The sequence below is a fragment of the Pseudonocardia parietis genome, assembly GCF_017876315.1.
GTDB lineage: Bacteria > Actinomycetota > Actinomycetes > Mycobacteriales > Pseudonocardiaceae > Pseudonocardia > Pseudonocardia parietis.
Genome location: NZ_JAGINU010000001.1, coordinates 2329024 through 2350903, shown reverse-complemented (window position 1 = coordinate 2350903; position 21880 = coordinate 2329024). Strand labels below are relative to the sequence as shown.

18 protein-coding genes are annotated in these 21880 nt (G+C 74.0%); 9 read left to right on the top strand and 9 right to left on the bottom strand.

The annotated features are described in order from the left end of the window. Positions 1 to 25: 25 nt before the first annotated feature. A complete protein-coding gene (locus JOF36_RS11115; RefSeq protein WP_210026613.1) occupies positions 26 to 244 on the bottom strand; it encodes a ferredoxin in 219 nt (72 codons plus the stop codon). A gap of 165 nt (positions 245 to 409) precedes the next feature. Between JOF36_RS11115 and JOF36_RS11110 the strand changes: the two genes are divergently transcribed. Genes JOF36_RS11110 through JOF36_RS11095 form a run of 4 tightly spaced genes read left to right on the top strand, consistent with a single transcriptional unit; the run spans position 410 to position 4355 of the window. Continuing rightward, complete coding sequence (locus tag JOF36_RS11110) at positions 410 to 2728, top strand: xanthine dehydrogenase family protein molybdopterin-binding subunit (protein ID WP_210026612.1); 2319 nt, start codon at positions 410 to 412, stop codon at positions 2726 to 2728. A 1-nt stretch (position 2729) separates the two neighbouring features. Continuing rightward, entirely contained in the window at positions 2730 to 3242 is a 513-nt protein-coding gene (locus JOF36_RS11105) for a (2Fe-2S)-binding protein (protein ID WP_210026611.1), read from the top strand. 28 nt (positions 3243 to 3270) lie between these two features. Next, a complete protein-coding gene (locus JOF36_RS11100) occupies positions 3271 to 3966 on the top strand; it encodes a ThuA domain-containing protein (RefSeq protein ID WP_210026610.1) in 696 nt (231 codons plus the stop codon). Continuing rightward, on the top strand, positions 3963 to 4355 hold the full coding sequence (locus JOF36_RS11095) for a nuclear transport factor 2 family protein (protein ID WP_210026609.1): 393 nt from the start codon (positions 3963 to 3965) through the stop codon (positions 4353 to 4355). The genes JOF36_RS11100 and JOF36_RS11095 overlap by 4 nt, the downstream gene beginning before the upstream one ends. Here the strand turns inward: JOF36_RS11095 and JOF36_RS11090 are convergent. Continuing rightward, a complete protein-coding gene (locus JOF36_RS11090; protein WP_210026608.1) occupies positions 4298 to 5650 on the bottom strand; it encodes a glycosyltransferase in 1353 nt (450 codons plus the stop codon). The genes JOF36_RS11095 and JOF36_RS11090 overlap by 58 nt on opposite strands. Positions 5651 to 5723: 73 nt before the next feature. Here JOF36_RS11090 and JOF36_RS38835 point away from each other — a divergent pair, with 73 nt between their 5' ends. Genes JOF36_RS38835 through JOF36_RS11080 form a run of 3 tightly spaced genes read left to right on the top strand, consistent with a single transcriptional unit; the run spans position 5724 to position 8154 of the window. Continuing rightward, positions 5724 to 6590 carry a cytochrome P450 family protein gene (locus tag JOF36_RS38835; RefSeq protein WP_245350790.1) on the top strand — a complete coding sequence of 289 codons (867 nt, stop codon included), beginning with the start codon at positions 5724 to 5726 and terminating at the stop codon, positions 6588 to 6590. Further along, positions 6587 to 7117, top strand: coding sequence for a cytochrome P450 (locus tag JOF36_RS38830; RefSeq protein WP_307862316.1), 531 nt, complete (start codon positions 6587 to 6589; stop codon positions 7115 to 7117). Before JOF36_RS38835 ends, JOF36_RS38830 begins: the two co-directional genes overlap by 4 nt. Before the next feature lie 5 nt (positions 7118 to 7122). Continuing rightward, positions 7123 to 8154, top strand: coding sequence for a glycosyltransferase (locus tag JOF36_RS11080; protein ID WP_210035379.1), 1032 nt, complete (start codon positions 7123 to 7125; stop codon positions 8152 to 8154). A 10-nt stretch (positions 8155 to 8164) separates the two neighbouring features. Here the strand turns inward: JOF36_RS11080 and JOF36_RS11075 are convergent, their stop codons facing one another. After that, the gene (locus JOF36_RS11075) at positions 8165 to 9055 is read right to left on the bottom strand and encodes a polysaccharide pyruvyl transferase family protein (RefSeq protein WP_210026607.1); all 891 of its coding nucleotides are present in this window, start codon (positions 9053 to 9055) and stop codon (positions 8165 to 8167) included. Between the two features lie 315 nt (positions 9056 to 9370). Between JOF36_RS11075 and JOF36_RS11070 the strand changes: the two genes are divergently transcribed. After that, on the top strand, positions 9371 to 10876 hold the full coding sequence (locus JOF36_RS11070) for an HAD-IIIA family hydrolase (protein ID WP_210026606.1): 1506 nt from the start codon (positions 9371 to 9373) through the stop codon (positions 10874 to 10876). Between the two features lie 284 nt (positions 10877 to 11160). On the opposite strand, the gene JOF36_RS11065 is transcribed toward JOF36_RS11070, so the two are convergent. Next, the gene (locus JOF36_RS11065) at positions 11161 to 13410 is read right to left on the bottom strand and encodes an HNH endonuclease signature motif containing protein (protein ID WP_210026604.1); all 2250 of its coding nucleotides are present in this window, start codon (positions 13408 to 13410) and stop codon (positions 11161 to 11163) included. 588 nt (positions 13411 to 13998) lie between these two features. Here JOF36_RS11065 and JOF36_RS11060 point away from each other — a divergent pair. Then, positions 13999 to 14475, top strand: a complete 477-nt coding sequence (locus JOF36_RS11060; RefSeq protein WP_210026602.1) for a hemerythrin domain-containing protein — start codon at positions 13999 to 14001, stop codon at positions 14473 to 14475. 163 nt (positions 14476 to 14638) lie between these two features. Here JOF36_RS11060 and JOF36_RS11055 read toward each other — a convergent pair whose 3' ends face one another. The 5 genes from JOF36_RS11055 to JOF36_RS11035 all read right to left on the bottom strand — a co-directional run bounded on the left by JOF36_RS11055 (position 14639) and on the right by JOF36_RS11035 (position 21862). Further along, positions 14639 to 16648, bottom strand: a complete 2010-nt coding sequence (locus tag JOF36_RS11055; protein ID WP_210026601.1) for a CocE/NonD family hydrolase — start codon at positions 16646 to 16648, stop codon at positions 14639 to 14641. Between the two features lie 10 nt (positions 16649 to 16658). Then, on the bottom strand, positions 16659 to 17936 hold the full coding sequence (locus tag JOF36_RS11050) for an ATP-grasp domain-containing protein (protein WP_210026600.1): 1278 nt from the start codon (positions 17934 to 17936) through the stop codon (positions 16659 to 16661). 133 nt (positions 17937 to 18069) lie between these two features. After that, entirely contained in the window at positions 18070 to 19017 is a 948-nt protein-coding gene (locus JOF36_RS11045) for an alpha/beta hydrolase (RefSeq protein WP_210026599.1), read from the bottom strand. 60 nt (positions 19018 to 19077) lie between these two features. Next, positions 19078 to 19530 (bottom strand): hypothetical protein, encoded by a 453-nt coding sequence (locus JOF36_RS11040; RefSeq protein WP_210026598.1) that lies wholly within the window; start codon positions 19528 to 19530, stop codon positions 19078 to 19080. A gap of 10 nt (positions 19531 to 19540) precedes the next feature. Then, the gene (locus tag JOF36_RS11035; RefSeq protein ID WP_245350789.1) at positions 19541 to 21862 is read right to left on the bottom strand and encodes a molybdopterin oxidoreductase family protein; all 2322 of its coding nucleotides are present in this window, start codon (positions 21860 to 21862) and stop codon (positions 19541 to 19543) included. Positions 21863 to 21880: the final 18 nt, after the last annotated feature.

Genomic DNA, 21880 nt, shown 5'->3' with positions numbered 1-21880 from the left:
GTCGGGCCTGTCCCAGCGATCGGGGTCAGAGCACGTCGATCTCGGTGTCCCCGTCGAACACCTGGATCGCCCCGGACGGGCAGTTGCGGGCGACCTCGACGAGGCGCCGGTCCGCGAGGTCGGGGGCGCCGGGCACCAGCTCGGCGACCTCGTCGTCGTCGAACCGGAACACCTCGGGCTCGTCGGCCACGCACTTGCCCGAACTGATACAGACGTCGGCGTCGACGGTGACTCGGTACGTCATGGCTCATCTCCCGGTCTTCTCGGACGACGTTAGTAGCTAGGTTAGCAACGCCGTCCGCGGACCGCGATCCGGATCGCCAGGGTCCTCCGGCCCCTTGTGACGAAGATCCGGGCGACGCTAGATTTCTAACCCCGGGTACGGGGTCACGAGGACGAGGAGGTCCGGATGGGGTCGATGATCGGCGCCGCGGTCGTACGCAAGGAGGATCCGGCGCTGCTGACCGGGCGCGGGACCTTCGTGGAGGACATCCGGCTACCGGGTACCGCGTACCTGGCCACCGTGCGGTCCCCCGTCGCGCACGCCCGGATCACCTCGATCGACACGGGTGCGGCGGCCGTCGCACCCGGGGTGCTCGGCGTGTGGACCCACGACGACCTACCGGGGCTCCCGCCGACCCGGTCCGTCCCGGGGATGGAGCGTCCCTGCCTCGCCGACGGCACGGTGCGCTTCGTCGGGGAGGGCGTGGCCGTGGTCGTCGCGACCGACCGCTACCTCGCCGCCGACGCCGCCGAGCTGGTCGAGGTCGAGTACGAGGACCTGCCGGTGCTGGCCTCGGTCGCGGCGGCGACCGCCGCGGACGCGGTGCCGATCCTGCCCGGGCTCGACTCGAACGTCGTGCTCGAGCAGGTGCTGTCGGCGACCGACGCGGAGGAGGAGCTCGCCGCCGCACCGCACCGCCTGGCGATCCGGCTGCGCAACCAGCGGTGCGCCGCCGTGCCGATGGAACCGACCGTGTGCCTGGCCGACTGGCAGCACTCCGGGCTCACCCTGTACGCGACCACGCAGACCCCGCACCACATGCGCAACGAGATCGCGCAGTGGTTCGGGCTCTCCCAGGAGCAGGTCCGGGTGATCGCTCCCGACGTCGGCGGCGGGTTCGGCGCGAAGGCGTCGTGCTACCCGGAGTTCCTGCTGACCGCCGAGCTGTCCCGGCGGCTGCACCGGCCGGTGCGCTTCGTCGAGACGCGCAGCGAGAACATGACCTCGATGGTGCACGGCCGGGCCCAGAGCCACGAGGTCGAGGTCGGCTTCGACGACGACGGCCGGCTGCTCGCACTGCGGGTGCGGATCACCCAGGACTGCGGCGCCTGGCCGGACGCCACCGGGATCGGGCTGCCGACCCTGACGTCCTTCATGTCGGGCGGCTGCTACCGCATCCCGGTCATCGCGGCGAGCTTCCGGTCCGTCGTCACGAACACGACGCCGGTCGGCTCGTACCGCGGGGCCGGGCGCCCCGAGGCATCCTTCATGATCGAGCGGGTGGTCGACCAGATCGCCGCCGAGCTGGGCCGGGACCCGGTCGACGTCCGCCGGGTCAACCTGATCCGGGCCGACGAGATGCCGTATGCGACCCAGTTCGAGGGCATCGTCTACGACGAGGCGAACTACCCGGGCTGCCTGGACCTGCTGCTGAGCCACGTCGACTATCCCGCGCTGCGCACCCGCCAGGCCGAGCGCCGGGCCGATCCCGCGGCGCCGCTGGTCGGCATCGGGTTCTCGACGTTCGTCGAGATGGGCGGCTTCGGGCCGACCCCGCTGTTCGAACAGTTCGGCTACGTCGGCGGGTGGGAGTCGGCGAACGTCCGGCTCACCACCGACGGCTCCGCCGTGATCAAGGTCGGGACCAGCCCGCACGGGCAGGGGCACCAGACCACGTTCGCGCAGATCGTCGCCGACCAGCTCGGCATCGACATCGACCGCATCTCACTGCTGCACGGCGACACCGCCACGGTGCAGGAGGGCATCGGGACGATGGGCAGCCGCGGGGCACCCGTCGGGGGCTCGGCGGTGTTCAAGGCCGCCGGCAAGGTGCGTGCCAAGGCACTGCGGATCGCCGCGCACATGCTGGAGGCCGACGAGTCCGACGTCGAGCTGACCGACGGGGTCTTCCGGGTGGCGGGCACCACCGGCCCCACCGTGACGATCGCCGAGGTCGCACTGCGGTCGCTCAAGCCGCACCTGCTGCCCGACGGCGTCGACCCCGGCCTGGAGGAGACCGCCCACCACGAGCCGTCGAACCTGTCCTACCCCTCCGGTGCGCACTGCTGCGTCGTCGAGATCGACCGGGAGACCGGCCGCGTCGAGATCGCCCGCTACGTCGCCGTCGACGACTGCGGCACGGTGATCAACCCGTTGCTCGCCACCGGGCAGATCCACGGCGGGCTCGCCCAGGGCATCGCCCAGGCCCTCTACGAGGAGGTCTCCTACGACGTGGACGGCCAGCCCCGCACCGGGAACCTGGTCACCTACACGGTGCCTGCCGCCGAGGATCTGCCACCGTACGAGACCCACCACCTCGTCACCCCGACCTCGTTCAACCCGCTGGGGGCCAAGGGACTCGGCGAGTCCGGTGCCACCGCGGCCCCGCAGGCCGTGGTGAACGCCGTCGTCGACGCGCTGTCCCACCTCGGGGTCCGGGACGTGGAGATGCCCTGCACCCCGGCGAAGGTCTGGGCACTGCTGAACACCGCGAACGGGAGCTGACATGTCCCACCACAAGGTCCGGATCAGTGTCAACGGCGTGCCGGGCGAGGACGAGATCGAGGCCCGCCAGCTGCTGGTGCACTACCTCCGCGACACCCGCGGGCTGACCGGCACGCACGTCGGGTGCGACACCTCGAGCTGCGGGGCCTGCACGGTGCTGCTCGACGGGGTGACCGTGAAGTCGTGCACGGTGCTGTCCGTGGCGGCCGACGGGTCGGAGATCCTCACGGTGGAGGGGCTCGCCGACGGCGACGAGATGTCGCCGGTGCAGGAGGGCTTCCGCGCCTGCCACGGGCTGCAGTGCGGGTACTGCACGCCGGGCATGGTGATGGCGGCGACCGGCCTGCTCCTGGAGAACCCCTCCCCCGACGACGCCGAGATCCGCGCCGGGATCGAGGGCAACCTCTGCCGGTGCACCGGGTACCAGATGATCGTGGATTCGGTGCGGTGGGCCGCGGAGCACGGCGGCGCCGGCACGGTGGCGACCGGTCACGCCGAGCAGGCATCCTCGTGAGCCGGGTACCGAGCGGAAGGAGGTGGGTGTGCGCGCGGTCCTGCTCTCCGGGGGCCTGACCCACGACTTCCCCGCGACGACCGGCTGCCTGACCGAGCTGCTGGCCGGCGCCGGGTTCGACGTCGGAGTCCACACCGGAACGTCCGGTGTGGACTCGGCGCTGGAGGACCTGCCGGGCGCGGCGTTGCTGGTGGTCAACGCGTTGCGGTGGACCATGACCTGCGCCGGGACGCCCGAGCGGTACCGGGCGCAGGCCGAGGTGGAGGCCGCCAGCCCGTCGCCGCGGGCCCGCGAGGCGCTCGGCCGCCATCTCGCCGCGGGCGGCGGCGTGCTCGCGATGCACACCGCGACGCTCTGCTTCGACGACTGGCCCGGCTGGGCGGACACGCTCGGCGCCCGGTGGGAGTGGGGACATTCGCACCATCCGCCGCTCGGGCCGCCGATCGACGTCACGGTCGGCGAGGGGCATCCCGTGGTCGACGGCATCGACGACTTCACCATCGTCGACGAGGTCTACTCCGACCTGCGGACCGCACCCGGCCTCACCGCGCTCGCGACCGCCGCGACACCGGCGACCGATGCGGTCCAGCCGATGCTCTGGGCCCGCGAGCACGGCGGTGGCCGGGTCGTCTACGACGCGCTGGGCCACCACCCGCCGTCGTACGCGGTGCCCGAGCACCGGGAGATCGTGCGGCGTGCGATCGGGTGGGTGACGAGCGGATGACGGCGGACGCCCGCGCGGCCGCGGCCCGGTTCCTCGCCGCGGTCGAGGCCCGGGACGCCCGCGCCGCCGGTGCCTGCTTCGCGCCGGACGCGGGGTACGCGAACGTCCCGCACCCGCCCGCGGTCGGCCCGGCCGGGGTCGAGGCGATGCTCGCCCCGATCCTGAACCGCTCCGAGCGGGTCCGGTGGGAGATCGTCACCGCGAGCTACACCGAGCGCAGGGCCTGGCTGGAGCGGGTCGACCGGTTCGTCATCGACGGCCACGAGTACGCGGTGGCGTGCAACGGGGTGCTGGAGACCGAGCCCTCCGGGCTGATCTCGTCGTTCCGCGACTACGTCGACCTGGGCCCGTGGCGGGAGCTCATCGGCCCCGTGCTGCGCAGCGGCTGAGCCGGGTTCAGCCGGCGGCGGCACCGCCGGGCAGCACCCGCACGGCGTCGGAACGGTCCGCCGGGAACGACGGAGCGGTCCGGTGCGCCCCCTGCGCGGCCGCTGCGGCCACTGCGGCGCGGCGGCGGGCGGACCCGGTAGACCGCGGCCGTCCGCTCGGCGATCCGGTCCCAGGCGTACCCCTCCACCACCCGGCGCCGCCCGGCCGCGCCCAGCGACGCGGCCCGCTCGGGGTCACCGGTCAAGGCCCGCAACGCCTCCGCCAGCGCCCCGGGGTCACGCGGCGGCACGTGCAGGCCGGTCCGGCCACACCGGACGGTCTCCTGCAGACCGCCGACCCGGCTGGCCACGACCGGTCGTCCGCAGGCCATCGCCTCCAGCGGGACGATGCCGAACGGCTCGTACCACGGGGCGCAGACGACGACGTCGGCCGAGCGCAGCAGCGCGGGCACCGCGTCCCGGCGGACCGCGCCGATGAACCGCACCCGGTCCCGGACCCCGACCTCGTCGGCGAGCCGGCGCAGCCGCGCCACATCGGGATCGGTATCCGGGTCGGCGCCGCCGCCTGCGATCACCAGCTCGGCACCCGGCACGCCGGCCAGCGCCCGCACCGTCTCGTCGGCGCCCTTGCGGCGGACCAGACGGCCGAGGACCAGCAACCGGGGCGCGTCGCCCCGCGCGGCCACCGGCCCGTCCGGGACGAACATCGTGGTGTCCACCCCGGACGGCACCGTGTCGATCGAGGCGAGCGGCACGCCGAGCTGCAGCAGCTCCGCGGCCTCGTCCGGGCAAGAGGCGATCACCCCGTGTGCGCGGCGGGCGACCGCCGACTCCACCCGGATCCGGCCGTCCGGGCTGGTGTCCTCCGCGCCCTGGTGACGGCGCTTGACGGAGCCGAGCGCGTGGAACGTCTGCACCAGCGGTGTCCCCCGCCGCCGGGCCGGACCTGTCGCGGCCCAGCCGGACATCCAGAAGTGGCAGTGCACCACGTCCGGCCGGTCGGTGCCCCAGGCACGTTCCAGACCCGCCGACAGCTCCGGGATGTGGTCGACCAGCTCGTCCTTCGGCAGTGGCTCCGGCGGCCCGGCCGGTACGTGCCGGACCCGCACCGACGGGGCCAGCTCGACGACCTCGGCCGGCGCCGGGTCGTCCCGCCGCGTGCAGACGGTCACGTCGTGCCCGGCCCGGCCCAGCGCCAGTGCCAGCTCGCGCACGTGCACGTTCTGCCCGCCGGCGTCCGGCCCGCCGGGGTCGACCAGCGGGCTGGCGTGTTCGGAGACCATGGAGATGCGCACGTCGGCGCATCGCCGCTGGGCCGATGTCCAAACCTGCGGCATGAAACGGCCCTACGGCGGGTAGCGACGGGGCATGTCCACTCCCCCGTCCCCCGCCATGCACCCCGAGCCGGCCCGGCCCGCGGCCGGTGGCCCGGGAGCGCTCCCCGCGCTCTCCCCCGCGGACACCGCCCGGCTGGTCGGGGGCGCGCTGGGCCCGATCGGCGCGCAGGGGGTGATCGCCCGCCGTCCGCGGGTGGTCGCGGCGGCCGGGAAGGCCGGCACCGACGACCGCTCGGTCCGGCTGTTGCAGGAGCTGCGCGACCGCTACGGCGACGGCCCGGTCCGGGTGCCGCTGCCCGGGCGGCCCGCCGCGCTGGTGCTCGACGCCGACGGTGTCCGGCGAGTGCTGACCGAGGGTCCGGAACCGTTCGCGCCTGCCTCCTGGGAGAAGCGCGGGGCGCTGCGCCAGTTCCAGCCGCACGGCGTGCTGATCTCGCACGGCGACGCCCGTGCCGAGCGGCGCCGGTTCACCGAGTCCGTGCTGGACACCGGGTCACCGCTGCACGCCGACGCGTCGCACATCGCCGCGGTCGCCCGCGCCGAGACGGCCGCGCTGCGCGACGGCGCCACCCGGACCGGCGCGCTCGGGTGGGACGGGTTCGTCACCACGTGGTGGCGGATCGTGCGCCGCATCGTGCTCGGTGACGGCGCCCGCGACGACCACGACCTGACCGATCTCCTGACCCGGTTGCGCCGGCGCGGGACTGGTCGTTCCTGGCTCCGCGCCGCGACGATCTGCAGCAGCGCTTCGCCGCCGGGGTGCGCCGGCACCTGGACCGGGCCGAGGAGGGCAGCCTCGCCGCGCGGATCGCCCGGACCACGGACCCGGACGGCGCGGTCGCCCCGGAGGACCAGATCGGCCACTGGCTGTTCGCGTGGGATCCGGGCGCGGCGGTGACGCTGCGGGCACTGGCGCTGGTCGCCACCCATCCGGACGTCCGCGGGCGGGCCCGGAGGGAGATGGCGGCCGCGCCGGCCGGCGGCCCGCCCGAGCTGCCGGTGCTGCGCGCGTCCGTACTGGAATCGACGCGGCTGTGGCCGACCACGCCGCTGCTGCTGCGCGAGTCCACAGCGGACACGAGCTGGGTCGGCGGGGAGCTGGCCGCCGGCACCTCGCTGCTGGTGCCGACCTGGTTCCTGCACCGCGACGACCGTCGCCGCGCCGACGCCGACCGGCTCGACGTGGACCAGTGGCTCGACGGGAGCGCGGCCGAGGACTGGATGCTGACCCCGTTCAGCGGTGGGCACGGCGCGTGCCCGGGCCGCGAACTCGTGCTGTTCGTCGCCTCGACGGTGCTCGCCACGCTGCTGGAGGACCACCACGCGGTGCTGCTGCCGCCGGAGTCCTTCGATGCCGAGGCGCAGCTGCCACGGGGGTTGAACCCCTACGCCCTGCGGTTCGGACTGTCGCGGGCCGCGGCATGAGGCCGCTGCGGATCCTGCTGTGGCACGTGCACGGGTCCTGGACCGGCTCGTTCGTGGCCGGCCCGCACCACTACCTGCTGCCGGTACTGCCCGGCGGCGGGCCGTGGGGCCGGGGCCGCTGCGGCCGGGACTGGCCCGCGACGGCTCGTGATGTTCCGGCCGCGGAGCTGGCGGAGACCGACGTCGATCTCGTCGTGCTCCAGCGCCCGGAGGAGGTCGCGCTCGCCGAGGGCTGGCTGGGCCGCCGCCCCGGGGTCGACGTGCCCGCGGTGTACGTCGAGCACAACGCGCCCCCGGAGCACGCAGCCCGGTCCCGGCACCCGATCGCCGACCGGACGGACGTGCCGCTGGTGCACGTCACGCACTTCAACGAGCTGATGTGGGACTCAGGCGAGGCACCGACGACGACGGTGCCGCACGGCATCGCCGATCCCGGCCGGCAGTGGACCGGCGAGCTGCGCCGCGCGGTCGCGCTGATCAACGAACCGGTGCGCCGCGGCCGGGTCACCGGCAGCGACCTGCTCCCCCGGTTCGGTGCGGCGCTGCCGGTGGACCTGTTCGGCATCGGCACCGACGGGGTGGGCGCCGCGGACCTCGGGCCGCCGGCGGGGGCGGACGTGCGCGGTCTCGGCGACGTCGGTCAGGCCGACCTGCACCGCCGGATGACGCAGCGCCGCCTCTACCTGCACACCGCCCGCTGGACGTCGCTCGGCCTGTCGCTGCTGGAGGCGATGGCGCTCGGGATGCCCGTGGTGGTCCCGGCGACGGCCGAGGCCGCGGTCGCGGTGCCGCCCGCGGCCGGGGCGGTCGGCACGTCGGTGGCCGAGCTCGTCGAGGAAGCCCGCCGGCTGGCCGACGACCGGGCCCGGGCGGCGGCCGCCGGTGCGGCGGCGCGGGCGCACGTGCTGGAGCACTTCGGACTGGAGCAGTTCCTGCGGCGCTGGGACGAGGTGCTGGACGGCGTGGTCGCGGGGCGGCACCCGGCCACCTGGACCGACGCACCGCAGGACCACTCCCCGACAGCTCGCCCGGCGTAGCGGGCGGCACTCACACCGCCGCGGCCTCCTCCCGCAGTGCCTCCAGCACGGGATCCGCGCCGGTGCCGTCCGCGAGTGTGCGGGCCCGGCCCGCCGCGCCCGTGCACCAGCGCCAGGCCCGCTCGAGGACGGCGCGGCCCTGCGGCCCCGTCACCTCGTCGGCGTCGAGCACCGGCCAGCCGAGCACGCTGCTCTGTGCGGCGACCTTCGCCCCGCCCGCGACAGGATCGACGGCCAGCACCGGCACCCCGGCGCCCAGCCCGAGCACCAGGCCGTGCAACCGGGTGGTCACGACGACATCGAGCCGGGACAGCACCGCGCGGAACTGGTCGGCGGTGGCGGCGTGGCGCCAGTCGCGCGGGTCGATCCGGGTGTCCAGCGGGAGCCGGGCGGCGTCCAGACCGGTCAGCCAGTCCTCGAGTGCCGCGTGCACGCCGTCGTGCCTGCGCCGCGCGCCGTACTCGGGCTGGCCGGGTGCCAGCACCACGCCCACCACCGGGACCGGCACCGGATCCGGGCAGTGCCGGCACAGGTCGGCGGTGGCCGCTGTTGACCCGCCGGTGTCGCGGGCGAGGATCCGGTGGAACCCGGTGGCGGCCGAGTCGGCAGGGTCCGGGACGGAGACACCCACCGCGATCCGCCGGGCCCCGGCGAAGCGCTCGTGCAGCTCGGCGACCTGGCGCCCGCGGACGGGGCCGCAGGCGAACACCAGGAGCGAGCAGCCCAGCGGGTCCACCGACGTCGCGGACTCCGCCGCCGCGTCCAGCACCGGGCTGAACAGCTGCTCGACCCGGCGCCCCGGCCCGCGCAGCGCCTCGGCGGCCTGTGCCATCGCCAGCACGTCACCCGCCGTCGCCTCGCCGTCGATGAAGCTCGGCCATCCGGCCACCACGATCCGCACGGCCGCCCGGCTACCCCGTCCCGGCCCCGCCATGCCCGACCCCGGCCGGAAACCGCGGACCCCGGCCGACTCCGCTGCGTAGCGACGTCCTGGGCCGGCGTTTGTGCCCGACTGCGGAGGGTAGGAGGACCGCGGCCGGACAAGTCGACGATCAGGAGGTGCGATGCGCGCCCTCGGGGTGAACGCCGCATTCCACGGTCCCGCCGGACGAGCGCTGCTCCGTAACCGGGCCGCGTGCCCGTGCGTGGTGTGCCGGTGCGTGGTGTGCCGGTGCGTGGTGTGCCGGTGCGTGGTGTGCCGGTGCGTGGTGCGCCGGTGACGGCCGCGGAGCCGGTCAGCGTGGTCGTCCCGACCACCGGACGGGCACGGCTCGCACGGGTCCTGGACGACATCTGCGCACCCGGCTGCGCACCCGGCGCCGGCGTCCGCGAGGTGATCGTGGTCGACGACCGCCCGGTCCCGGACACACCGTTGCCGGGGGTGCGGCCGCGGGACCAGGCCCCGCCGGTCCGTGTGCTGCGCACCGGCGGCCGCGGCCCGGCCGCCGCCCGCAACGCCGGATGGCGGGCCGCGGCGCCGGGCTGGGTCGCCTTCGTCGACGACGACGTCGAACCCGGAGCGGGGTGGCCTGCCGCGCTGGCCGCCGACCTCACCCGCGCCACGGAGACGGTCGGCGCCGTGCAGGCCCGTATCGCCGTCCCGCTGCCCACGCACCGGCGTCCGACCGACGCCGAGCGCAACACCGCCGGGCTCGCCACGGCCCGGTGGATCACTGCCGACATGGCCTACCGGACCGCGGCGCTGGCGGCCGTGGGCGGGTTCGACGAGGGCTTCCCCCGCGCCTACCGGGAGGACGCCGACCTGGCGCTGCGGGTGCTCGCCGCCGGGTACCGGATCATCGACGGCGACCGGGTCACCGCCCACCCGGCCCGCTCCGGTGGGCCGCTGGCGAGCGTCCGCGCGCAGGCCGGGAACGCCGACGACGCCCGGATGCGCCGCAAGCACGGTCCGGGCTGGCGCGACGCCACCGGCGCCGGGCGGGGCATGCTCCGCACCCACCTGCTGACCACCGCCGCCGCCGCGCTCGCCGTCGTCGCGGGCGCGGCCGGGTTCCGCCGCACCGCCCGCACCGCCGCCGGGGTCTGGGCGGGATCGACCGCGGCGTTCGCCGTCCGCCGGATCCGGCCCGGACCTCGCACCCCGGCCGAGGTCGCGACGATGCTCCTGACCAGCGTGCTGATCCCGCCCGCCGCCGTCGGGCACCGGATCGCCGGGGAACTGCGTGCCCACCGGCTGCCGGCCGCAATCCTGTTCGACCGCGACGACACGCTCGTCCACGACGTGCCCTACTGCGACGATCCGGACCGGGTCGAGCCGGTCGACGGCGCCACCGCGGCGCTCGACCGGGTCCGTGCCGCCGGCGTCGCGACCGGGGTGGTCACCAACCAGTCCGGTGTGGCCCGGGGACTGATCACTCCGGACGCCCTGATCGCGGTGAACGCCCGGGTCCAGGACCTGCTCGGTCCGTTCGGCACCTGGCAGATCTGCGTCCACGACGAGACCGGCGGCTGCGGCTGCCGCAAACCGGAGCCCGGCATGGTGCAGGCAGCCGCCCGGGCGCTCGGCGTACGGGCCCGGGACTGCGTGCTCATCGGCGACACCGGCGCGGACGTGGACGCGGCCCGGGCCGCCGGGGCCCGCGCGGTACTGGTCCCCACCGCGCGCACCCGACCCGAAGAGGTCCGTAGCGCCCACCGCACGGCCCGGGTCGCGCCCGACCTGGGCGCCGCCGTCGACCTCGCGCTCGGGCTCCGCGGGTGAGCCGCGGGCGGTGGGCCGCGGGCCGCGGGCGGGGTGGGGTGGGCCGCGGGCGGTGGACAGCGGGCCGCGAGCCGTGAGCCGTGAACCGTGAACCGTGAACCGTGAACCGTGAACCGTGAGGAGGCTGCTGCGTACCGCGTGACAGCGCTCTGTGATGGATCTCGGGCAGCGGAGGCCCGGCCCCGGGGGATCCGCGGAACGCGGTGCCGCCAGGCGGAGCGTTCCGCGGAACGCGAGGCAGCCCGTCCCGCGGGTGTTTCGACCGGGTGCCGGTACCTCGCGGTTCAGAATGGTGGCTCGTCGTCGGGCGGGCCGCGGCCGGTCGTCGGAGTGCTCGGGACCGGCACGGTCGCCGCCGCGGGTGCGGTGGGATAGGTGGGAAGGGCGTCGGCTTCGCGTTGGACCCGGCTCGGGGGCGCGGGCGCCGGTTCGGGACCGACGGGCTCGGGTAACGGTTCGGGCACGGGCGGGCATACGGGTTCGCCGCGGGTGCAGTAGATCCGCTTCAGCGGGCTCTGCCATCGAAAGGACCCGGGTGCGGGCTGTTCCAGGCGCCAGCGCCCGGTGGTCTTGATCGCATGGTGCAGGATGCACAACGGGCCCAGATTGTCGGTCACACTCGGGCCGCCGTGCTGATGCTCCTCGGTGTGGTCCTGCTGGGCCTTGTGGGCCGAGCGGCGGCACCCCGGGAACGAGCACGTGCGGTCGCGGATCTCGACGTGGCGGCGCAGCGCCGAGTGCGGCAACCGGTTGTCCGGGTGCTCGTCGAGGTCGGTGTGGAGCTGGTCGCGTTGGGCGTACTGGGTAGTCAGGTCGGCGATCAACGGGGCCCACCCGGCCGGCGGGTGCACGGCGAGTTGTTCGAGGAGGTCGGCGGGGACCTGGAGTTCGACGACGCCACCGTGGGCCTGGCGGATCAGTGGATGCTCGGGCTGCCGGGGTGGGCGCCGGCGGGTGGTGCCGGCCAGGATCAGGTAGCCGTCGGGGTCGGTGATCGCGAAGCGCCATTCGGCGTGGCGTAGGCGGGCCGTCCAGGCGCGGGCGGTGGGGGCGAGGATGGGCCCGAGCCCGGGGATCTCGCCGGGGTGGTCGTCGTGGCCCAGCAGGGTGGACAGCCGTACCCGGACCTCGATGCCGGGCCGGGCCCTTTCCGCGCCACGACCACCGGGGCCAGCGGAACCGGCGGGGCCGTTGTCGGGGTTCTGCGGCCCGTTGTTGTCCGGGCCGTCGGGGCCGCCAGGTCCGTCGGTGTCGCGCCCGTCGCCGCCCGGGTCGTCGGTGCCGGGGTCATCGCCACCCGGGCCATCGGTAGCGGAGTCCGCACCGCCCGGGCCATCGGTGCCGGAGTCCGCACCGCCCGGGTCATCCGTGCCGGAGTCCGCACCGGCCGGGTCGTCGGTACCGGAGCGCTCACCGCACGGGTCATCGCTGCCGAGGTCGCTGCCGTCGTTGTGGAGGTCGTCGGTGCTGAGCCCGCCGGCATCAGCATCACCGTGCGAGCCACCGCCACCGAGCCCACTGTCACCGGCGCCACCGTCACCGGGTGCGCCGTCACCGGTATCACCGTTGCCGGTAGCGCAGTCGCCACGACCATCATCGCTGCCACCGTCGTCGGGGCCTCCGGCCGTGCGGCGAGCGACCTCGATACCAGCACCGTCGCCATTACCGTGACCGGTGTCGTCGCCCTCGCGCTCGCCTTCTGTCTGGTCGTCGGTCGCGGCGGCGGCGGCGCGGGCGAGCATCGTGGCGATGATCTGGTCGTGGCTCAGGGCGTGGACACTGCCGTCGAGCAGGGCGGTGGCCAGATCGGCGCGGATGCGCGGCAGCGGATCCGGATGCCCGGCCGCACGCACGTCGCGGGCCAGGGCGTCGAGGCGTTCGCAGGCAGCCTGCGCGGCACCCGGGTCCAGCCCGATCGCGGAGAGGGTGGCGGTGCCGGTGTCGTCGAGATAGCAGACCACGCGCCGTTCGCTGAGCGCCTTGCGATAGCGGCGCTGGGCGGCGTCCGGGTCGATCGCGATCACCATGCGCTGCATGCGGGCACGGAGCTGACCGGTCGTCAGACCCGAAGCCGTGGGCAACAACGCCGCGCAAACCCGGGCGATCTGCGCGTCGCTGAGCGGCTCGAGCAGATCGGCGAACACCCTGGCCTTCCCGCGGTCGATGTCCCCGCAGGCCAGGGCGGCGTGCACGTCCGGCAGCCGGTGCACCAGCATCTCGGCCAACGCGTGCTCACGCCAGGCGGTCAGCTCGGTCAGGGTGAGCGCGGTGGCGATCTCCCGGCCACACTCCGGATCCGGCTCCACCAGCCGGACCGCCGTACCGGAGGGGGCGTGCGGGTCGCAGCGGCCCACCTCCGCCATCATCGCCAGCTCATGGGCATCGGCATAGGACCGCAGCCGCCGCCAGGCCTGCAGTGCATCGACGACGTCGTCGTTCGGGAGCCGGTCCGGGGTCAGGCCGGCGAGCAACGCGCACAGGGCCGGGCCCGGCGGGGTATCCGCCAGGCCTTCGGGAGTCCCCGTCGCCGACATAAGGCGAACATACATTCGAGGTCCGACAGTTTCGGACCGCTGACGCCGCGGCGCCGCGAACTGCCGCCAACTGTCTCCCTCAGCCACAGCTCCGCAGGTCCGGCTCGGTCGGCCCCGGTCCCGGACCGCGACCGGGGCCGGGCTCCACCCGCCGCGTGTCCGGGCCCTCGCCGGTCATCCGGTCGAACGGGGTGCCCGCGACACGATCACGCACCACCAGTACTGCCCCCGAAAGCGGCGGCCGCGCGGTCGACATACCGGCGCAGCGCGTCCCACTGCGCATCCCATCGCCCGGCGGGATGCGCCCCGCGATCAGCCCCGGCTTTCGCAGGTGATCGTCGCTTCAGTGCCGATCGGTGCCGACGATGGCACGCATCGGCACTGAACGGGTGATCACCACCTGACCGGGCCGGGCCACCACCGGTCGGCGAGTCGACGGTCAGCTGGGCGGAGCGCTCACGCTCCGCGGGTGAGGGCCGCGAGCCGCGTTCCGGCTCCGCGAGTGAGGGCCGCGCTCGGGCTCCGCGGGGGGAGGCCCGCGGGCCCACGACCGGGTTTGATCGCTACGACACCGGTGATACGGCCCTCGTGACACCCGGACACGATGACCTGGTCGACGTCCTCGCGGACGACCATCGCACCCTGCTCGACCTGCTCGACCACGCCGCTGCGGCCGATCACGGTCCACAGCGGTCGGATCTGGCGCTGCGGGCCCTCAACGCCGTCCGCCGGCACTGCGCCGCCGAGGAGCGGCTGCTGCACCCGGTGCTGCGCCGGCACCTGGACGACGGCGACCGGTGCGCGCAGGCCGACACCGAGGAACACGAGCAGCTCGAGCAGCTGGTCGGCGAGTTGATCGACGCCGGACCGGGCTCCCCCGAGGCGGGAGACCTGCTGCGCCGGCTGGCCGCGTCGACCCGCCACCACATCGAGGGCGTCGAGAGCCGGCGGCTGCCGGTGCTGCGCAAGCACCTCACCGTCACCGAGCTGCGTGACCTCGCCGCCGAGGCGCGCGCGGACCTGAGCCCCGGGGACCAGTCCGGCCCGGCCGTGGTCCTCGGATGAAGTGGTGCCCGGATGAACGGGTACTCGGATGAACGCGGCCGAGTGAGGCTGAACGCGGCCGGGTGAACAGCTGACCCGGCTCCGGCGCGCACCGGAGCCGGAGCCCGTGAGCCGGATCAGGTCCCGGGAGCCAGACCAGATGCCCCGGACCAGATGCCGGAGCTCAGACCAGGTCCCGGGGCAGCGACGTCGTCCGGTCCACGGAGGCGATCCGCGTCTCGCCCCGATAGCCGTCGACCGTGGCGTGCAGGTAGAAGTTCTTCGCGTCGGAGGTCTGGACGGTCCGGGTGACCGACCTCGTCTCGTGGTCGCCGCGACGGAACGTCACAGTGGACTCCACTTCACCGCGCACCGAGTCGTGGTCGTCGCCACGAGCGCTGTAGCGCTCCTCGACCCGCTGGTCGACCTCCAGCCCGTCCGGGAAGCGCTTGCGGCCGAGATCCTTGACCACCAGCAGTTCCGAGACGTAGTCGACGAGGTCCCGGCGCACCTCCCAGCGCTGCTCACCGGGACGCACCTGCTCCACCGGCAGCGGGGTGACGCCCTCCGCCGGCTCGAACGCTCCGGCGTCGGGAGCCTCGGGGTCGCGCACCGGCAGCGTCAGTGACGACCGGCCGGTCGTCACGGCCAGCTGGACCGGTTCCGGCGGCGGCCAGGCCAATGGCCAGTACGAGGTGGACAGTGAGATGCGGATCCGGTGCCCCGGCGGGAAGTACTGCGCGACACCGTTCAGCTCGACCCGCACCCGGTAGCGCTTCCCGGGCTCCAGCGGCGCGGGCTCGGCGTGCGAGTCCCGGTGGGTGAGGTTGAGCAGCCCGTAGGTGACCCGGGTCGCGGGTCCGCCCGGCGCCACATCGGACAGCCGGGCGGCCACCATCGCGACCGGGGCGTCGGCCGTGACCTCCAGGTCGAGCACCGGCGCGCCGAGGATCTCCACCGGGGCGCGCAGCTGCTCGGTCTCGAAGACCAGCGAGCCGCCGTCCTCCTCCCGCTGGTCGTAGGGCAGGTCCGGGGGTGCGTTGTACGAGCACCACTTCCCGCCGAACTGGCCGACCGAGAGCGGCGAGCTCACCGTCTGCTCGACCTCCGGGCCGGTGTCACCGGGCTCGCCGATCCGGCCGGGCAGCAGTGGCCGTTCCTCGGGTGTGACGTGCGGCGAGGGCCACGACGGGTCGGCGACCCACCGCCCCGGACGGTCCTCGTAGGCGGTCGACGGCGGCACGGTGTCCTGCATCCAGGTGCACAGCGAGCAGCCCTCGTCGACCCCGTTCTCCTCGTCCGCCAGCCAGCGTCCGAACCACCGCACCAGCTCCTGCAGGAACCCGATCGCGGGCCCGGGCTGGCCCAGGTGCGGGTAGGTGTGCGACCAGGGACCGATCAGGCCCCGGCGTGGCACGTCGAGGTGTTCCAGCAGCCGGAAGACCGCGTTCGAGTAGCCGTCGGCCCATCCGCTGGCGGCCAGTACCGGGATCTGGATCGCGTCGTAGTCCTCGCACACGGACCCGTGCCGCCAGTAGTCGTCACGGCGCTGGTGTCGGAGCCACTTCTCCGCCCAGAGACCGCTGCCCTGCAGCCGCTGCAGCCACATGTCCTCCCACTTGTCGCCGACGCCGTCCGGGTCGGGTGGCAGGGCGTTGTTGGACTGCATCACCGACGCCCAGGACAGGTTGTCCCCGAGCAGGCAGCCGCCCATGTAGTGCACGTCGTCGCTGTAGCGGTCGTCGGTGGAGCAGACCGTGGCGATCGCCCCCAGCGACTCCGGGCGGCGGGCGGCGACCTGCAGTGCGTTGAACCCACCCCAGGAGATGCCCATCATCCCGGTCCGCCCGGAGCACCACGGTTGCTCCGCAAGCCACGCCAGCACCTCCTCGGCGTCGTCGAGCTCCTTCGCCAGGTACTCGTCGGCGAGCACGCCGTCCGAGTCGCCGCTGCCGCGCAGGTCCACCCGCACGCCGGCGATCCCGTGCCCCGCCAGATAGGGGTGGTGCATCGAGTCGCGGACCGCGGTCATGTCCCGCAGCCGGTACGGGATGAACTCGAGCACCGCGGGTACGGCGTCGGCGCTCTCCGGACGCCAGATCCGCGTGGCCAGCGTCGTGCCGTCGGCCAGCGGGATCCGGGTGTCCTCGCACTTCACCGGCAGCGGCAGGTCCTCCGGGTCGATCGTGCGCAACCTCGTCCCCTTACTCGTCGAACTCGAACGGGAGCAGCTCGGTACAGCGCCGGTACCGGTCGGCCAGCTCCTGCGGATCACTCCCGCCGACGTAGATGTTGGCGATCTTGTAGCTGTAGCTGTCCTGGTCGGGGAGCTCGCTGAGCCGGTCCCCCTCGTCGACGATCACGTCGACCGTGACACCCGGCACCGACCGCTCGGCCTCCTCGATCTCCTCCTGTGTCGGTACCCGGCGGGCGACGCCGTCACTCATCCGGCGCAGGAACCACTTCGCCGCGATCGCGTGCTCACCCTCCCGGCGCGGCATCTCCGGGGCCTGACCCGACGCGAGACGCACCATCGCGCGGTGGTTCGGGGCACCGTCGACGTCGGCGAACAGCTCCGCGTGCGACTGCGAGTGCCGCGGGTTCACCTCCAGGACGGTGAGCCGGTCGGTGTCGGAGTTCCAGAAGAACTCGACGTTGACCGTGGTGTGCTTCAGGCCGACCCGGCGCACGATCTTGTCGGTGACCTGCGACATCCGCTCCACCACGGCGTCGGCGACCGAGGACGGGTAGACGAACCGGTCCTGGCTGGGCACGTCGTCGCGGTTCACGGTGTCCACGGCGCCGAGCACGTGCAGCGGGCCGTCCCCGACCCAGCCCTCCAGCGTGATCTGCCGGCCCTCGACGGCCTCCTCGGCCACGCAAACCCGCCCGCCGGCGTCGGCGATCTCGCGCGGCAGGTCGACCTTGGCCAGCAGTTCGGCGAACGGCTCGCCGACCCGGCCGATGTCCTCGGAGATCCGGCTCACCGCGTCGCGGAACCCGTCGGCGTCCTCGACGCGGAACGCCAGAGCGGAGGAGAACGACTTGACCGGCTTGACCCACATCGGGAAGCGCACCCCCTCCGGGGGCCGGTCGTCCACATCCGGGTCCACCAGCGCGAACGCCGGGTACTCGTCGATCACCTCGCGCTGTTCGAGCCGGCTCCAGTACTTGTGCTCGCAGCGCAGCACGGCGTCCAGCGACGGGCCCGGGGTCCCGGCGTGCTCGCACAGCAGCGGCACCATCGTGCTCACCGGGAAGTCCCAGAACCCGATGACGCCGTGCACCGGGCCCACCCGGTCCAGCTCGATCTTCGCCTTCTCCAGCAGGTCCAGCACCGGGATCTCGTCGCCGTACTGCAGTTCCTCGATCGTCAGCACCGGCACGAACCGGTACCGGTCCGCTTCCGGCAGCCGCTCGAGGACCTCACGGTTGTGGTCGTCGAGCCCCGGGACGGCGATGGTCAGCACCTGGTCGTCCATGTCCGTCCCTCTCACAGGTCGTCGCCGAGGTGGCGCAGGTCGTCCGCGCCGGGAAGGGCGCGCCGTGCATCCGTCACCTGGAATCTCATGGTCATCTGTTACCCGGCTGTGGCCGAGTCAATCCCCGGTTCGGTCAGGAGCGCAGGAAGTCGAGCAGATGCTGTCGCGCGGGCCGCGCCTCGGGCACCAGCGGCTGCATGATCCAGTTGTGGAACATGCCCGGGTACTCGTGCAGTTCGATGTCCTGCCCGACCTCCTCGGCATCGAGCTTCAGCCGTCGCGCGTCGGCCAGCAGGAGGTCACGGGTGCCGACGAACGCCGCGATCCGGCCGAGACCGCGCAGGTCGGCGTCGACCGGGCTGATCTCCGGGTCGTCGAGGGCGGTACCCGCCGCGTACCACTGCCCGGCCTGGCGGAGGCCCTCGATCCCGAGCACCGGGTCGTGCGGCGCGATCCGGGCCGACAGCGGGTCGGTCACCCCCAGGTCCAGCCACGGCGAGAAGAGGCCGATCCGCGACGGTACGGGCTCGTCGCGGTCCCGCAGGAGCTGTGCCAGGGCGAGCGCCAGCGCACCGCCGCAGGAGTCGCCGAGCACGATCCGGTCCTCCGGGGGACGGGACGACAGGAACCGCTCGTAGCTGTGCTGGGCGACCGGCCAGATCTCGCGGTGGTCCGCCCCGGGCGCCAGTGGGTACATGGGCAGCGTGACCGTCGCGCCGAGGCGGTGGACCAGCCAGCGGGCCAGACCCCAGTGGTGGTGACCGGGCTGCTCGACGAAGCCGCCGCCGTGCAGGTGGAGCACGTGCACGGGTGACCGCTTCCCGCGCGGCGCGCGCAGGGTCCAGCAGTCGTGACCGTCGACGGTGTCGTGTGCCACGTCGGTCGTGGCGCGTACCCAGCGCGGTGGCCGCGTCAGCGTCGGGTCCTGGTGCGACGCCAGTTGGTCGCGCATGGTCGCGGCGTCGTCGTAGAACGCCGACATCCGCTGCAGCCGCATCCACCCGATGGCGGCGCGCGCCGGCACGCTCACCCGGGCGGGCCGCGGGAGCCCACACTCCTTCTCCACTTCGGTCCCGGTCATGTCACTGCAGTACCCACGGACGCCTCCCGATCCACACACCCGTCCGTCCGCGGTGCATTCTCAGCCGGCCAGTGCCTGCGGGGCGGCCTGTTCCATCCGGGTACGCAAGAACGCGATCTGGTTGCGCACCTGAGGTTGCGCGTGGGCGACGGCGTCGATGGCCTCGCGGTCCCGGGTGGCCTGTGCCGCCTGCCCGACCAGATCCCAGGTGATCGCGACGAAGGACGCGAGCAGGTACAGGTCCTGCAGGTCGCGCAGCAGCCCGACCGGGCCGGAGCGCAGCGCGCCGAGCCCCTGTGCCTCGAGGCGCTCGGGTTCGTCGTCATAGCGCTCGCCGTAGCGCTCGGTCAGCGGTGCGAGCATGTCGACGCGGGCGTCGGCCCGACCACCCAGCTGGTGGCCGAGATGGTGCAGGTCGGCCTCCGCGGCGTGCCCGTCGGCGACCAGCCGCCAGGATTCGGCCAGGGTCTGTTCGGCCGCGTGCAGCATGCCCAGGTAGACGGCCAGTCCCACGGTGCGCTCCCTACCGGTTCTCGGGGTCGATGACGTCGACGCGGGCGCCGGTGAGCTTCAGCTGCGGTTGCTTGGAGACCGGGTCCCACGCGGTGAGGGTGAGCTCGTTGGCCGCCTGGTCGCCGTAGTGGAACGGTACGAAGACGGTGCCGGGCCGCACCTCGGTGATCCGCACCGGCAGGTCGAGGCTCCCGCGGGGGGTGGAGACCCGGACGGTGTCGCCGGCCCGCACACCGAGCTCGTCGGCGTCGGCGGCGGACAGCTCCACCCAGGCGCGCGGCGCGGCGGCCTCGAGCTCGGCGACCCGGCCGGTCTTGGTGCGGGTGTGGAAGTGGTGGACGGTGCGGCCGGTGATCAGCCGGAAGGGGAAGTCGCCGTCCGGGGCCCCCGGCGGGGCGGTGTGCTCGACGGCCTTGAGCACCGCGCGCCCGTCCGCCCGCAGTGCGCGGTGACCCTCGCGGGTGACGGTGGCGCCGGTCAGCAGGTCGTGACCGTAGGTCTCGCAGCGGTCCGTGTAGGTGTTGAACTCACCGCCGGTGTAGAGGCGTGCGGTGCCGTCCGGGGCGTCGGCGGTCACCGGCCACTGGATCCCCGAGCGCTCCCGCAGTCGCTCGTAGCTGAGCGCGCTCTGGTCGCACGGCCGTCCGCGGGTCGCCCGGACCCACTCGTCGAAGGTCTCCTCCGGCGTGCGCCACCACGGCAGCGGCCGCCCGGAGCGCGTGCGGAAGTCCATCCGCCGGGCGTAGTCGAGCCACAGATCGAGGTCGCTGCGTGCCTCGCCCGGCGGGTCGACCGCCTTCTCCGACAGGTGCACGGTGCGGTCGGCGTTGGTGAACGTGCCGGTGCGCTCGCCCCACAGCGCCGCGGGGAACACGACGTCGGCCAGTGCCGTGGTCTCGGTCGGGTAGGCGTCCGAGACGACGACGAAGCAGTCCGGGGAGGACAGGATGTTGCGGATCCGGTCGAGGTCGGGCATCGAGACCGCCGGGTTGGTGCCGGCGATCCAGAGGAACTCGATCGACCCCTGTTCGGCGTAGCGGAACAGCTGCATCGCGTGGGTGGGCGGCGACCAGTGCGGGATGGTGATCGGGTCGACGTCCCACAGCTCGGCCAGCTCCGCGACGTGTTCCTCGTTGTCCCAGTTGCGGAACCCGGGCAGGTCGCCGTCCGCGCCGCACTCCCGGTTGTTCTGCGCGGTCGGCTGGCCGTTCATCTGCAGCACGCCCGCGCCGGGGTGGCCGATCATGCCGCGCAACAGGTGCAGGTTGTTCACCCCGACCGACGCGGCGGTGGCCTGGTGTGACTGGTAGAAGCCCTGCAGAACCGTCGACAGTGGTGCCCGTGCCTGCGCGAAGACGTCCGCGGCCGCTCGGAGGTCGCCCGGGTCGATCCCGCAGATCTCGCCCACCCGTGCGGGATCGTAGGGCTCCACGACCGCGGCCAGGTCGTCGTAGCCGATCGTGTGCACCCGGACCCAGTCGTCGTCGACGGCGCCACGGTGGATCAGTTCCCGGGTGAGCCCGTTGACCAGGGCGACGTTGGTGCCCGGCCGGACCGGGAGGTGCACCGTCGCGCGGCGGGCCACCTCGGTGCGCCGCGGATCGACGCAGACCACGGCGGGTGGGTCGGCACCCTCGATGCGGTCGAGCATCCGTGCCCACAGCACGGTCTGGGTCTCGGCGACGTTGTGTCCGAACAGGAACAGCGCGTCGCAGTGCTCGATGTCGTCGAAACTGGCCGGCTGCCCGTCGGTGCCGAAGCTCTCCTTCATCGACGCGGCCGCGGTCGCCGTGCACAGCCGGGTGTTGCCGTCCATGTGCGGGGTGCCGAGCCCGGCCTTCCCGATCACCGCGAGCGTGTAGTACTCCTCGGCCATCAGCTGACCCGAGGTGTAGAAACCGTGCGAGAGCCCGCCACGGCGCTCCAGCAGCGACCGGGACCGCTCGACCACGGCCCGCATCGCGGTCTCGTGGTCGACCTCGACCAGGTGGCCGTCGTCGTCGCGCATCAGGGGGCGCAGGAGCCGGTCGCGGGTCTGGCCCTTCCAGCCGTAGAGCCCCTTCGGCCCCAACCGGCCGCGGTTGACCCGGTCGTCGGCCCGGCCCCGGACCCCGACGATCTCGTCGTCGATCACTCCGATGTCGAGCCCGCAGCCGTTGCTGCACAGCACGCAGGCCGACCGCACCCAGCGCTGGACGTCCTCGGCGCGCACACCGTCACGCAGGTGCCGGTCCACCCGTTCGGGCCAGGCGGTGCCGGCGGCGTGCGGCGTCCGCGGGCCCCACGGGTCGCGGGTGCGGTCGTCCTCGGTCATCACCGGCTGCTCGGTCATCACCGGCAGGTACCCGCC